This is a genomic window from Achromobacter sp. ACM01 (assembly GCF_014851745.1).
Classification (GTDB): domain Bacteria; phylum Pseudomonadota; class Gammaproteobacteria; order Burkholderiales; family Burkholderiaceae_B; genus Achromobacter; species Achromobacter aegrifaciens.
Window position 1 is genome coordinate 92,143 of the sequence record NZ_JACVAF010000002.1, and the last position, 13,262, is coordinate 105,404.

The 13,262-nt window shown below is 68.0% G+C and carries 12 protein-coding genes; 5 read left to right on the plus strand and 7 right to left on the minus strand.

Annotated elements, in window-relative coordinates:
• Positions 1-72: 72 nt before the first annotated feature.
• The 3 genes from IB268_RS08865 to IB268_RS08875 are packed head-to-tail and all read right to left on the minus strand — an operon-like array spanning position 73 to position 3,609.
• Complete coding sequence (locus IB268_RS08865) at positions 73-882, minus strand: aminoglycoside phosphotransferase family protein (protein WP_192354111.1); 810 nt, start codon at positions 880-882, stop codon at positions 73-75.
• A gap of 28 nt (positions 883-910) precedes the next feature.
• Entirely contained in the window at positions 911-2,176 is a 1,266-nt protein-coding gene (locus IB268_RS08870; protein ID WP_119451798.1) for an MFS transporter, read from the minus strand.
• Between the two features lie 8 nt (positions 2,177-2,184).
• Positions 2,185-3,609 (minus strand): amidase, encoded by a 1,425-nt coding sequence (locus IB268_RS08875; protein WP_192354112.1) that lies wholly within the window; start codon positions 3,607-3,609, stop codon positions 2,185-2,187.
• Between the two features lie 124 nt (positions 3,610-3,733).
• Between IB268_RS08875 and gcvA the strand changes: the two genes are divergently transcribed.
• On the plus strand, positions 3,734-4,630 hold the full coding sequence (gene gcvA / locus IB268_RS08880) for a transcriptional regulator GcvA (RefSeq protein WP_175163620.1): 897 nt from the start codon (positions 3,734-3,736) through the stop codon (positions 4,628-4,630).
• 4 nt (positions 4,631-4,634) lie between these two features.
• Here gcvA and IB268_RS08885 read toward each other — a convergent pair whose 3' ends face one another.
• Positions 4,635-5,078, minus strand: coding sequence for an NUDIX hydrolase (locus IB268_RS08885; protein WP_175163618.1), 444 nt, complete (start codon positions 5,076-5,078; stop codon positions 4,635-4,637).
• Positions 5,079-5,227: 149 nt separating this feature from the next.
• Here IB268_RS08885 and IB268_RS08890 point away from each other — a divergent pair, with 149 nt between their 5' ends.
• From IB268_RS08890 to IB268_RS08905, 4 genes are all read left to right on the plus strand, one after another.
• Entirely contained in the window at positions 5,228-6,103 is an 876-nt protein-coding gene (locus tag IB268_RS08890; RefSeq protein ID WP_119451795.1) for a LysR family transcriptional regulator, read from the plus strand.
• Between the two features lie 130 nt (positions 6,104-6,233).
• A complete protein-coding gene (locus IB268_RS08895; RefSeq protein WP_054459111.1) occupies positions 6,234-7,019 on the plus strand; it encodes an aldolase in 786 nt (261 codons plus the stop codon).
• Positions 7,020-7,064: 45 nt separating this feature from the next.
• Positions 7,065-8,402 carry an MFS transporter gene (locus IB268_RS08900; protein WP_082401350.1) on the plus strand — a complete coding sequence of 446 codons (1,338 nt, stop codon included), beginning with the start codon at positions 7,065-7,067 and terminating at the stop codon, positions 8,400-8,402.
• The gene (locus IB268_RS08905; RefSeq protein ID WP_119451794.1) at positions 8,399-8,992 is read left to right on the plus strand and encodes a 2-hydroxychromene-2-carboxylate isomerase; all 594 of its coding nucleotides are present in this window, start codon (positions 8,399-8,401) and stop codon (positions 8,990-8,992) included. The genes IB268_RS08900 and IB268_RS08905 overlap by 4 nt, the downstream gene beginning before the upstream one ends.
• Before the next feature lie 11 nt (positions 8,993-9,003).
• On the opposite strand, the gene hutH is transcribed toward IB268_RS08905, so the two are convergent.
• The 3 genes from hutH to IB268_RS08920 form a co-directional block, all read right to left on the minus strand.
• Entirely contained in the window at positions 9,004-10,740 is a 1,737-nt protein-coding gene (hutH, locus tag IB268_RS08910) for a histidine ammonia-lyase (protein ID WP_192354113.1), read from the minus strand.
• 107 nt (positions 10,741-10,847) lie between these two features.
• Complete coding sequence (locus IB268_RS08915) at positions 10,848-11,927, minus strand: MBL fold metallo-hydrolase (RefSeq protein WP_175182220.1); 1,080 nt, start codon at positions 11,925-11,927, stop codon at positions 10,848-10,850.
• Positions 11,920-13,260 carry an MFS transporter gene (locus IB268_RS08920; RefSeq protein WP_054459118.1) on the minus strand — a complete coding sequence of 447 codons (1,341 nt, stop codon included), beginning with the start codon at positions 13,258-13,260 and terminating at the stop codon, positions 11,920-11,922. Before IB268_RS08920 ends, IB268_RS08915 begins: the two co-directional genes overlap by 8 nt.
• Positions 13,261-13,262: the final 2 nt, after the last annotated feature.

The window sequence follows — 13,262 nt, forward strand, 5'->3', positions numbered from 1 at the left end:
ATGAAGAGATAAGGGGTGTGGGGCTACACCTTACCGCATCGAGCCGAATGCCTTGTTTACAGCGGCGGCGATTCAGCGTTCCAGCAGCGCGTGCGCCTGGCGGGCGATGTCCAGGTCGATCGCGGCGTCTTCGCCGCCGCCCATGAACCAGGCGGCGGAGAGTCCGCACCAGGCCAGGATCCATTGCAGCAGCCTGCGGCGCTCCAGGCCCGACTGAGCAACGATGAGCTCCAGCCGCCGCTCGAAGCGCCCAGGCACGATGGCGACGGGCGGAACGGGATCTGCCAGGTCCGGGTTGCAGAAGATGTTGGCGTAGTCGAAGGCGCGCTCGCCATGCAGGCGCTTGGGGTCGATGACCAGCCAGCCGCGTTCGCCGAAGTCCAGGATGTTGTCGTGGTGTACGTCGCCGTGCAGCACCGTCAGGTCGCGCGGACTGTCGAGCAGGGCGCGGGCGTGGCGCGCGCTGTGCGCCAGGATGCCGCCTTGCGCCTGCGCCATGGGCCACAGTTCCTCGAACCATTCTTCCAGCGGACGCAGCGCGGGCAGCGGCTGGGCACGTGGGGCATGCAGGTCCCGCAGCACGCTGCAGATGATGCGGGTGGCCTCGTCGTCGCGCCCGTTGCGGGCGTAGTCCGCCAGCGAGCGCGTGCCGGTGGCCCGCTCCAGCAGGATGGCTGCGTCGTCGTGAGCCAGCACGCGCGCCGCGCCCTGGCCGTCCCACCAGCGCATCAGCACGCCGCCTTGCTTTTCGTCTTCCTCGTGCGAGACCTTGAGCATGGCGGGCAGGCCGTGATGGCGCACGGGCAGCAACTGGGCGGCGTGCGTGATGACGGGAGCGCCGTCGGGAGTGAGTTGCCAGCGGGAAAGGTAGGTGTCGAACATGGGGCGCCGGAAGTGCCTGGATGGACCCCTATAGTAGAGCTGGGCGCGGCGCGGCCTGCGTCGCGCCTTGCCGCGGCAGCAGTGCCGTGATCGCCGCCGCCAAAGCGTTGCCCGCCGCACTGGCGACGATGGGCAGCAGATAGGAGCCGCTGAGGTCGTACGCATGGCCCGCCGCCACCGGACCGATCAGCGTTCCGAACGCCACGCTGGTGTAGAGCGCGCCGATGATGCCGCTGACGTGGCGGCCGCCGAAGTAATCCATGACCACCGCCGGCATCAGCGCCACCCAGCCGCCGTAGAACGCGCCGAACACCAGGGCGAACAAAGCCAGCGTCCAGAACTGGCCGCAAGCGCCCCATAGCGCCAGCGACGCCGCCATGCCGCCATACATCGTGGCGAGCGAGGCGCGCCGGCCCAGGCGGTCGGCCAGCGTGCCCAGCAGGAATCGGCCGGCCGTGCTGCCCACGCCGACCAAGCCCAGCAGCAGCACGGCCAGCCCCGGCGCGATCCCATGATCCAAGGCGTACGGGATGAGATGCACGAAAGGCACGAAGACGCCGAAGGCGCCGGCCATGGCTGCCAGGTACAGCAGCAGGAAGACCCTGCTGCGGATGGCGGTGAGCACCGGCACGCCGGCGGGCGGGGAGGCCGGCGCTGCGCGGACTGTGGAGGCTGCGTCGCCGTCGGGTTGCAGTCCGCGGTCTTGCGGCGAATTTTCAACCCAGCGCGCCGCGGCGCAGCCCAGGACAGCCACCGCCGCGGCCAGCGCCAGATACGCGGCGCGCCAGCCCCACAGTTCGATCAGCGCCGACGCCAGCGGCGGCACCAGCAACGTGCCCACGCCGATGCCGCTGACGGCCAGCCCCGAGGCCAGCCCGCGGCGGCGCAGGAACCAACGCTGCACCGCGCCCACCACCGGTACATAGGCGCAGCCCACGCCCAACCCGACGCCCAGGCCGTAGGCCAGGTAGATCTGCATCATGCTCTGCGCGGCGCTGGCAAGCGCCAGGCCCAACGCCACCAGCAGCATGCCTATCCAGGCCATGCGACGCGAGCCGTAGCGGTCCGCCAGCGGACCGCTGACCACGCCGAAACCGAAGTAGAGAAAGCCCGCCAGCGAGAACACCAGCGACACCGCGCCGCGCGTGGCGGAAAAGTCGCGTTGCAAGGCGTCGACGAAGGCGCTGAAGGAATAGGCGCTGCCAAAGCCGAGCAAGGTGATGGCGAAGGCCGCGGCCACCACCCGCCAGCCGTGGAAGATCCGGCTGGCGCCGTGCCGCGCATGCGTGTTCATCTTCGGCCTCACAGTGCCGGCCGGCGCAGATGCCAGCTTGTCGCCGCCTGGAAAGCGGCGCCCAAGCGGAACAGCACGGGCTCGCCCAGATGGGCCGCCACCAGTTGCAGGCCCATGGGCATGCCGGCTTCGCACTGCCCGGCGGGCAGCGTCAGGCAGGGATGCCCGGTCATGTCGAACACGCAGGTATAGCGTTGCAGCGCTTCGACCAGCCCGGGCTGTAGTCCCAGGACGCTGATGGCTTCGAGCGTGAGCGGCGCCATGGGCTGCACTGGCGTCAGCAGCGCATCGACGCGGCCGAACAAGGCGTCGACCTTGCCTCGCATGGCCATGCGACGCAACAGGATGCGCTGGTAGTCGAGGCCGGATAGCGAGCGTCCCGCTTCGATCACGCCGGCCAGCACCGGTCCGTACTCCGCCTTGCGGGATGGATAGGTGCTGGCGTGAGCCACCGCCGCTTCGACCGCGCAGAGCGGCGCCCAGTCGCGCACGGCCTGCGCCGCGTCTTCGATGGGGAACTGCAGCGGCACCAGGGTTGCGCCCAGCTGTTCGAAGGCCTGCATTGCCGATTCCATCATGCGTTGGGTCTGCGCATCGACGTTGCGGTGGTTCCAGTTCATATCCACGCCGATCCGCAGGCCGGCAGCGGGAACGGCGGCCTCCAAGGCGTAGCGCGGCACGGGCGCTTGCAACGCGGTCGGATCCTTCGCGTCGGGTCCGGCAATCGCTTCCAGCAGCGCCGCGGCGTCGGCCGCGCTGCGCGCGATGACGCCGGCGTGATCCAGCGAGGCCGCCAGTTCGAACATGCCGTGGCGGCTGACACGGCCCCAGGTCGGCTTGATGCCGGTCAGCCCCGCGGCCGCGCAAGGCCAGCGGATGGAACCGCCGGTGTCCGAGGCTGTCGCGCCGAAGCACAAGCCCGCGGCCGTCGCCGCCGCCGATCCGCTGGATGAGATGCCGATCCAGTAATCCGCGTGCCAGGGGTTGCGCGGCGGCGCGACGTCGGGGTGATGGTCGGAGTACGCGCCTTCGGTCATTTGCAGCTGCCCCAGCAGCACGGCGCCCGCGTCGCGCAGGCGGCTGGCTACCGTGGCGTCATGGTCGGCGGGCACGCCCCGGTGGAGCGCGGCGCCGGCAGCCGTCGGCACGCCCTTGCGCCGGAACAGGTCCTTCAGCGCGAGGGGGACGCCATGCAGGGGGCCGCGGTAGCGCCCCTGGCGTATTTCGATTTCGGCGGCCTGGGCTTCCTGCAGCGCAGAGGCCGCGGTCACATGGGCGTAGCTGCGCAGGTCGCCGTCCAGCGCTTCGATGCGCCGCAGTTGCGCGCGCGTGATCTCCACGGGCGAGACCTCGCCCGCCCGGATCAGGGCGGCGAGCGCCAGCAGATCGAGTTGGTACAGGTCGGCGGCCTTGATATCTTCCGTATAGTTCATCTATTCTTTATCCATCTTCTATTCGTCACAGATCCGATCAAGTTAATGTCTGCTGGACCAGCGTACAAACCATGATTTCTATTCGATTTGAATTAGAAAAACTAAATCATTGAACTCTTCGGAAATGAGCTCTTCGCGACTGCCTCCGCTCAACGCGTTGCGCGCCTTTGAAGCCGCGGCCCGCCATCTGTCGGTGAAGGACGCGGCGCAGGAGCTATGCGTGACGCCCGGCGCGGTCAGCCAGATGATCAAGTCGCTGGAGCAGCATCTGGGCGTGGCGCTGTTTCTGCGCGTGAACCGCGGCATTCAGTTGACGGATGCCGGCCACGGTTACCTGCCGCCGGTGCGCAATGCCTTCCGCCAGATCCTGGCCGCGTCCGCCCGTGTCGCCCAGCCGCCCGAGAGCCGCGTGCTCACCCTCAGCACCACCGCGTTCTTCGCGTCGGCCTGGCTGATCCCTCGATTGCATGACTTCCATGCCCGCCATCCGGAGATCGACCTGCAGCTCGTCACCAGCAACGCGCTGGCGGCCTTCGGCCGGGACGGCGCGGACATCGCGATCCGCCACGGACTGGGCCGCTATGCGGGATTGCAAAGCGAACACCTGCTGACCGTGGAAGTCGTGCCGGTGGCATCGGCCGGCTTGGTGGCGAAACTGGGGATGCCGGCTGGCGCGCGGGAACTGCTGCGCTGGCCGCGCGTGCATGACGAAGCGCGCAACGGCTGGCAACTGTGGTTTGCGGCGCAGGGCGTGGAGGACGCGGGCATGCCGCGTGGGCCCGCGTTCGATGATGGCAGCCTGCTGCTGCAGGCCGTGGCCGCTGGCCAGGGCGCAGGACTGCTGCCCGTGGCGATGGTGCAGGATGACGTGGCTGCTGGACGCCTGGTCCGGCTGGCCGGCGACGCCTGGCTGGAGGAGTTTGGCTACTACCTCGTGTGGCCGGGCAGGGGCGCCATGCCGGAAAAGGCGCGGGTGTTTCGCGATTGGCTGCTGGAAAGCGGCCTGGGGGAGCCAGCCTGAAACGCTACGGCGCGGCCGATGATAGCGCCGCCGCCTTGCGCGCCAGTTCGGCCACGCCGAAGCTGGTCGCGAGCGAATGATTGTCCAATGCTTCCAGCGGCACCCAGCGGGCGTCGGCGGCATCGTCGCCCGCCACCGGCTCGCCGGATTGCCAGCGGCACAGCACCGCGATCAGGATGAAGTGGCGGCGTAGCGCGCCCGCGTCGTCGCGGTCGTAGACGTCCACCGCGTCGAACACGTGCAGCGGTTGCGCGCGCACGCCGGTTTCTTCCAGCAGTTCACGCGCGGCGGCGGCAAGCACGCCTTCGCCCGCGTCGATCTTGCCGCCGGGAAAGGCCCAGCGGCCCTGGTCAGGCGGGTTGGCGCGTTGCACCAGCAGCACGCGGCCGTCGCGCACGACTGCTGCGATGGTGGCGGCGATGGGACGCTGGGGCGGGGACGCGGTCATGCGAGGTTCCTTTTCGTGGCAGAGGCCTGGGTATGCCAGGGTACGCCAACCCGGCCTTAGCGCAAATCCCCGTAGTGCCGGACCGGTCGCTGGTGCACACTGTCAACCGCGCCAGCATGAGCGCATCAAAAAGGGGGCGGGAGGGCAGCATGGATACACCGGACCGGCAGTTGCGCTATTTCTTGCGCATCGCGGAACTCAAATCGCTATCGCGTGCTGCGGAGGACCTGGACCAGACCCAGTCCGGGCTGAGCCGGCAACTGGCGGCGCTGGAGGCCCACGTGGGCAAGCCGCTGTTCGTGCGCACAGGCCGCGGCGTGGAATTGACCGAGGCCGGCGCGCGGCTGTTCGACGGCATCCAGCCCGCGTACAGGAACATCGACCGGGTGCTGGAGGCCGTGCGCCAGCGCGAAGGCGTGACGCAGGGCACGGTCCGGCTGGCCACCGTGCATACGCTCAGTTACTACTTCATGGCAGAAGTGGTGGCCAGTTTCGTCAGCAGCCATGAACACGTGAACCTGTCCGTAATGGGCCGCAGTTCGCCCGAGGTGGTGGCGCTGGTGGAGAGCGGCAAGGCGGACGTGGGCTTCGTCTACGACGCGGCTGTGGCTTCGGACAACCTGGCGTCGGCCACCCTGTTCGATGACGACATGTGCCTGATCGTGCGCGGCGACGTGCCCATGCAGGACGACGTCGACCTGGCCGGCATGGACCTGCGGCTGGTGGGCTTTCCGCCGCATTATGCGCTGCGCAAGATGATCCATAGCGCGGGGCTGGAGCCGGAGTTCGTGGCCGAGGCCGAAACCATAGACGCCATGCTCAAGCTGGTGTCCTCGGGCGTGGGCGCCTGTATCCTGCCGTCCCGCATCCCCGACAAGCTGCTGACCGAGTACGGCCTGCGCAAGGTCCGGGTCCAGAGCCCCATCTTGCGGCGGCGCGTGGTCGCCATCACGCTGGCCAACCGCCAGCCCCTGCCGCTGGTGAGCGAGCTGCTGGCCGTCGCCCACCGCATCGCGGCGCAATAGCCGGCCTGGCGGGTCGAATAGCAGCTATGACCGTGGCTGCATGGCTGTATTGCGCATGGCTTTCCATACTGTGCATACCTCGCGCGGCGTCCGGTGGCGCCGATGGCGCGGGCATTACACAGGGGAAGACATGAGCACCGCATTACGAGAGAAATCCTATTTCGACACCCGCGCCACGCAGGAAATGGCGCACCATCTGCGCGCCGTGCCGCGCAGCATCCAGGAAACCATGGCCTATGCCTGTCGCATCCTGGCCATGACCGAGCAGGAAGCCGGGCTCGCCGGCCAGATCAGCGTGCGTTCGCAGCGCCCGGGGGCCTACTGGACCCTGCGCTTCGGGCTGGGCTTTGACGAAGCCACGCCGGCCGATTTCATCGAAGTGGACCGCGACCTGCACACGCTGACGGGCGAGGGCATGGCCAACCCGGCCACCCGCTTTCACCTGTGGGTATACGAAGCGCGGCCCGACGTGCAATCCATCATCCACACGCATTCGCCGTGGGCCTCGGCGCTGGCCGCGGCGCGCCAGCCGCTGGTGATCTCGCAGATGGACATGACGCCCTTGCACGACGACTGCGCCTTCCTGGGGGAATGGCCAGGCGTGCCGATCGCTGACCAGGAAGGGGTGATCATCTCCGGCGCGCTGGGCAAGAAGCGCGCCATCATCCTGGCGCATCACGGCTACCTGACGGCCGGCGTGTCTTGCGAAGAGGCGACCTACCTGTCGGTCTACCTGGAACGCGCGGCGCGCATGCAGATCCGCGCGCAGGCCTTCGGCCCGCTGACGCCGGTGGACGACGCGCTGGCGCGCGAAGCGCACGACTATCTGCTCAAGCCCTCGATCGTCAATGCGACGTTCAATTACTGGGCCCGGCAGACGCATGGCATTGCGCCCTTGCCGCTGCCCGCCGCCTGATACCGCGCAGCCCCATTCCTCCAGAACTTTTTTCGGGGAGTCATGATGATGACGACCAAGCCTGCGGCTGCGCGCTCGCGCCGCGATTACGTGACGGCCGGACTGGCCAGCATGATGGGCACCACCATCGAGTGGTACGACTTTTTCCTTTACGGCACCGCTGCCGCGCTGATTTTCAACAAGATCTTCTTTCCTTCCTTCGATCCGCTGACGGGCACGCTGGCGGCGTTCGCCACCTATTCCGTGGGCTTTTTCGCGCGGCCGCTGGGCGGCGTGATCTTCGGCCACTACGGCGACAAGATCGGCCGTAAATCCATGCTGCTGATCACCCTGTTGCTGATGGGCGTGCCCACCATCCTGATCGGACTGATCCCTTCCTATGAACAGATCGGCTACTGGGCCGCGGTGCTGCTGGTGCTGATGCGCTTCCTGCAAGGCATCGCGGTCGGCGGCGAATGGGGCGGGGCAGTGCTGATGGCGGTGGAGCATGCGCCGGATGGCAAGAAGGGCTTTTTCGGCAGCCTGCCGCAAGCCGGCGTGGCGCCGGGCCTGATCCTGTCGTCGCTGGCGATGGGGGCGGTCGCGACCTTGCCCGAGGCCGACATGCTGGCCTGGGGCTGGCGCCTGCCTTTCCTGGCCAGCGTGGTTCTGCTGCTGGTGGGCTGGTTCATCCGGGTCAAGGTGGCCGAGTCGCCAGACTTCGAGCAGATGAAAGAGAAGGGCGCCAAGGTCGAAGTGCCGGTGGCGGAAGTCCTGAAGCACCATCGCCGCGCGCTGCTGGTGGTGGTGGGCGCAAGGCTGGCGGAAGTGACCTGGTTCTATACCGTGGTGACGTTCTCGCTGGCCTACGCCACGGGCACGCTGGGCATTGCGCGTTCCGTGATGCTGGACGCCACGATCTGGGGCGCGGCCGTGGCGCTGTTCACCATGCCGCTGTTCGGCATGCTGGGCGACAAGATCGGGCACAAGTGGGTGTTCATGGCCGGCACCCTGGGCATCCTGGCGTGCGCGCCGGTGTTCTTCCATCTGCTGGGCACGCGGGACACGGGCTGGATCATCCTGGCGGTTTGCCTGGCGGTCGGCCTGGTCTACGCTTGCCTCTATGGGCCGGAAGGCACCTTGTTCTCCAGCCAGTTCCCGGCCGAGGTGCGCTACACGGGCATATCGCTGGCGGTACAGGTGTCCGGCGCCATCGGCGGCGGCCTGGCGCCCATCGTGGCGACCTGGCTGCTGGCCAAGGGCGGGGGCGATCCCCAGTACGTGGTGTGGTACCTGAGCATCCTGGGTGTGATCGCCCTGTTCAGCGCCTGGCTGATGCGCAGCGAGGCGCCTGCGGTTGCGGCCTTGCGGGTGCCGGCCCGCGCCAACCTGAGGACGCCATGAAGACCATCGACTATTACTTCTGGATGAACTCCGACTGGGCCTACCTCGGCGCCGACAGGCTGGAGGCGCTGGCGGCGCGCCAGCAGGCGGTGATCCGCTACCTGCCGGTGGACCTGCCCGAGGTCTACGCCCGCACCGGCGGCATCCTGCTGGGCCTGCGCGCACCTGAGCGCCAGGCTTACCGCGTGACGGAGCTGGCGCGCTGGTGCCGCAAGCTGGACATCCGCGTCAATCCGCAACCGGCCTATATGTGCCCGGATGCCAGCCTGGCTTCGCGCATCGTCATCGCGGCGGACCATGCCGGCCTGCCGGTGGCGGCGCTGTACAAGGCGATCCTGAAAGCGGAGTGGTGCGACGAGCAGGACATCTCCGACGAGGCCACCCTGCGCGCCATCCTGGCACAGCAGGGGCTGGACGCTCCGGCGCTGCTGGCCGCGGCGGCCGAGCCCGGCATCGAGGCCGTCTACCGCCGCAACACCAACGACGCGGTCGCGGCTGGGGTGTTCGGATCGCCGTCGTATGTGTACCGGGGCGAAGTGTTCTGGGGGCAGGACCGGCTGGAGATGCTGGAGGAGGCGGTGGCGGCGTAGGCTGGGAGGCGTCAGCGCGCCGTAGAGGCCGCTGCCGGCTGCTGCTGCCTGGAGTGAGCCAGGAAATCGGCCGCAACGACGATGTCTTCGTCGTTGCGGCGGTCTTCCTTCATGTAGGGGACGCGCTCGCGGAAGTCATGCCGCAACGCACCAGTGCCTGTCCCGACGGCGAAATCGGGATGCTTGGCCACGCGCAAGTCCACCGCCTGGGCGGCGTGCATCAGTTCCACCGCGAGCAGGGTGGTCAGCCGGTCGATCTGAGCGGCCACTCTGCGGCCCGTGGCGGGGGCATTGGTCCCCACGTCTTCGATATTGCCGGCCTGGGGCTGCACATCGGTGGCGATCGGCAGCGCCAGTACCCGTATCTCGGCGGCAAGCGACGAGACGGTTTTCTGGATCGGGCCATATCCGATCGAGCCATTGCCCGGGCTGAGAAACCGCGGCAGCCCGGTGAACGCCGTATCGGTCAACCGAAGCGTGCGCTGCGCCGACAACTGGGCCACCTGTGACAAGGCCACGCCCATGCTCTGCAAGGGCAGCGCCCAGGCGCTGGGATCGAATCCGGCGTTGGGAATCACGGCGCCCTGGACTGGACCCTGCGTGACGTAGAACTGCAATTCATAAGGCTGGGCATCGCTTGCGGGCCGGGCATCCAGCGCCACGGTAGGGTTGTCGTCGGAACTATTGATCTGCAGCAGCAGTTGTCGCTGCAGCAGCTCCAGCATGTCCCGGGCGGCCCCATGGGCCTGGCTCACCGTGCGAAAGCTCAACGGATCCTGCAGCGCGCGTTTCGGGTCCTGCCGCCACAGCGAGCTGCCACGCAACAGCGTGAGGATATGTTGGGCCGTGCTTACCTGTCCGTCATACGGGCGTTGGGCCTGGGACGCGGACAACAGCGGAGCGAGGTTGCCGTCCAGCCCTTCAAGCGACAGCGCGGCGACCGCATCGGCCTGGGAAAGCAGCCTGGCGGCGTCCAACGCCGCCAGCGACGCGACGGCGGCGCCATAGGCATTGGAACTGACGATGGCCAGCGCGTCTTTGCCGAAGGGTTGTATCGGCGTCAGGCCCGCCTGACGCAATGCCTGCGACGCGGGCAGGCGCTGACCGCCGTAGTAGGCCTGGCCTTCGCCCATCATCGCCAGTCCGATCTGCGGAAGAATCGTAATGTCGGCCTGCCCGACCGAGCCCTCGCCGAACATGACGGGGGTCACGCCGCGATTGAGAAACTCGGCGTACTGGCGCAGCACGGCAGGCTGCAATCCGGCGCCGCCGAACAGGGCCGTGTTCAGCCGGATGAGCATCGCGGCCCGCGTGACTTCCTGGGGCGCCTCGCTGCCGTAGGCGGCGCTGTGCGAGCGCAGCAGGTTGCGGTTGAACTGCTCCGACAGCTTGCGGACCTCGGGCGAAATCGCGCCGCCCTGGAATATGGTCTGGTCCTTGTTCAGACCCACGCCCCGGTTCAATCCGTACACCGGGCGGTCCAACCGGGCATACGCCAGCAGCAGCTCATAGGAGCGTTCCGCCCGCTGCATTGCGTCATCGGCCACCGTCACGCGGCAGCCTTGCCTGGCCACGGATTCGATCTGCGCCAGGGTCAGCGAGCGGCCGTCCAGCTCGACTGGCGCGCAGGCGGCTGCGGTGGCGGCCAATGGCCAGAGCAAGGCGCCGAGCAGGGCGGCGCCCAGTGAACGGCGGATGAGTGCGCCATGGAGGCGGGTAGGGGAGAACGGTGAGTTCAGCGTGGGCATTGCGACTCCTGGCATGACGGAAGCTACGGATGCTGTGGATGCGGCGCGCCCCGCGGACCGACTGGCGGTCCGCGGAGGAAAGCGTGCAAATGGGGGTGGGTCGGGCGTTAGGGACCGAGGGGCAGGCGCAGCAGGTCCTGTCCCAGCACTACCGGTCCCTGGAAGGTCTGCCGTGCCTGGAGCCAATGCTCCGCCGGGGCGTCGCCCGGGACCAGGTGCGACAGCACCAGCGTCTTGACGCCAGCGCGGGTGGCGACTTCGCCGACCTGTTGCGGCGTGGTGTGGGCTTCCAGCAGTTGGCGGGCCAACGCTTGCTGGCGGGCATCCCAGGGCTTGGCGCCGACGATGTGGTCGACCCAGGCCGGATCGATCGCCTCGTGCACCAGGAAGTCCGCGCCGCGGGCCAGCTTGATCAGGTTTTCGCTGACCGCGGTATCGCCGGAGAACACCACGGAACCCGCCTTGGTGTCGAAACGGTAGGCGAAATTGGGATACACCAGCCCGTGCGGAACCAGGATGGCGCTGACCTTGACGCGCTCGTCCTGCCAGACGGGGAACGGGTCCATCGGCGGGGCCGGGTCGGTGTTGGGGTCCTTGACCACGCCGTCCGGAACCTCGATGTCGTGCGCCTGGAAGAACTGCCGGATGTCCGGCACGCCTTCGCTGCGCACCCGGATGTTCAGATCGGCCGACATGCCGGCAATGACCGATTCGACCAGGTCGCGAGTCCCCGCGGAAGGATTCTCCGAGTGGATCACGGGGGCGTCCTTCATGCCAGGCGCGAGCGGCGGCAGCGCGCCGCGCCGGCCAGGCCCGTAAATCTGCATCGATGCCTTGGCGCGGCGGCGGGCGCTGGGGTCATACATGAGCAGGTTGGCCAGATCGATGATGTGGTCGGTATGCAGATGCGTCAGGAAGACGGCCTGCTCCGAGCCGGGCTTGACGCCCGCGCGGCGCAACTGGCGATAGGCGCCCGAGCCCAGGTCGACGACGTAGGCCTTGCCATCCACCAGTACGGCCGAGGATATTCCGTGCGGCGAGTCATCCCCGTACCAGGTCGGGCCGCCGGCGACCCCCAGGAGCACCAGCTCGGCCGAGCCGGGCGGTTCAGCCGCGAACGGCGCCGAACAAAAGCCGGCCAGGGTCAGGGCGGCGGCTGCGATCCATGTCTTGCGCGCGTCAAACATGGCGGCCCTGCGGAAGAAGGGTCAGCGCCACCAGTGCGACCACGCAGGCGCCCATCACGTAGAGCGCGGGCGCAAACGCCACGCCCGTGGTGTAGGTGATCCAGGTAAGAATGGCGGGCGCGAATCCGCCCAGCACCGTGACCGCCGTGTTGTACGACAGGGACATGCCCGAAGACCGGACTGCCGTGGGAAACACTTCCGACAAGGCCGCGGGGGCCACGCCCACGTACATCGCCACCATCAGGCAGAACAGCGATTGCACCACGATGAGTGCGCCCAGGGTGTGTGTCGCCTTCAGCCACATCATCAGCGGGTAGACGGCGATCAGCAGGATCAGCGCCGCTGCGCGCAGAACGGTGCGGCGCCCGTAGCGGTCCGACAGCGTGCCGGAAAATACGCAACCGCCGATCAGAAACAGATTGCCCACGAGCGCCGCCGTGAAGGCCTGTGAACTGGAGAAGCCCAGCGATTTCTGCACATAAATGGGCATGAAGATGATCAGCGCGTAGGGGCCGACCGCCCACAGCACCGACATGCACAGGCCGGTCAGAAGCTCCTTGGGGTAGTTACGCAGGACCGCCAGCAGCGGCGCCTTGACGTGGTCGCCCTGGCGCTCCTGGCGCGCCTGTTCCTCGCGGAAATGCGGCGTTTCGTCCAGCGCCCGGCGCATCCACAGACCCACCGGCGCGATCGCCAGCCCGATGATGAACGGCACGCGCCAGCCCCATTCGCCCACCTGTTGTTCGGTCAGCAGCGTGGTGACCAAGGTCGCCACCAGCGCGCCCAGCAGGTTGGAGATGCCCATGCTGGCCTGCAGCCACGAGGCATACTGGCCGCGTTTGCCCTCTGGCGCATGTTCGACCAGGAAGGCGGTGGCGCCGCCGACCTCGCCGCCGGCAGAGAAACCTTGCAGCACGCGGCCGCAGACGATCAGCAGCGGGGCGCCCACGCCGATCGCGGCATACGGCGGAGCTGCCGCGATCAGCAGCGTGCCCACGGCCATCAGCATGATGGTCAGGGTCAATGCCGCCTTGCGGCCGGCGCGGTCGCCATAGGAACCCAGCACCAACGCGCCCAGGGGACGCACCACGAAGCCCAGGCCGAAGGCCAGGAACGAGGCCATCAGTTGCACGGTGGGATCGGAGTTGTGGAAAAAGTTCTGTCCGATGTAGACAGCGAAGAGGGCATAGACGGTGAAGTCATACCATTCGAGGGCATTGCCGGCCGACGCGGCAATCACTGCCTTGCGGCCGCTGCGCTCCTGCGCCGTGGCCTGATGCGCCGGACGGCCGGGTGGAGCTCCGGCTCCCGGATTGATCGTGATGTCTTTCATTG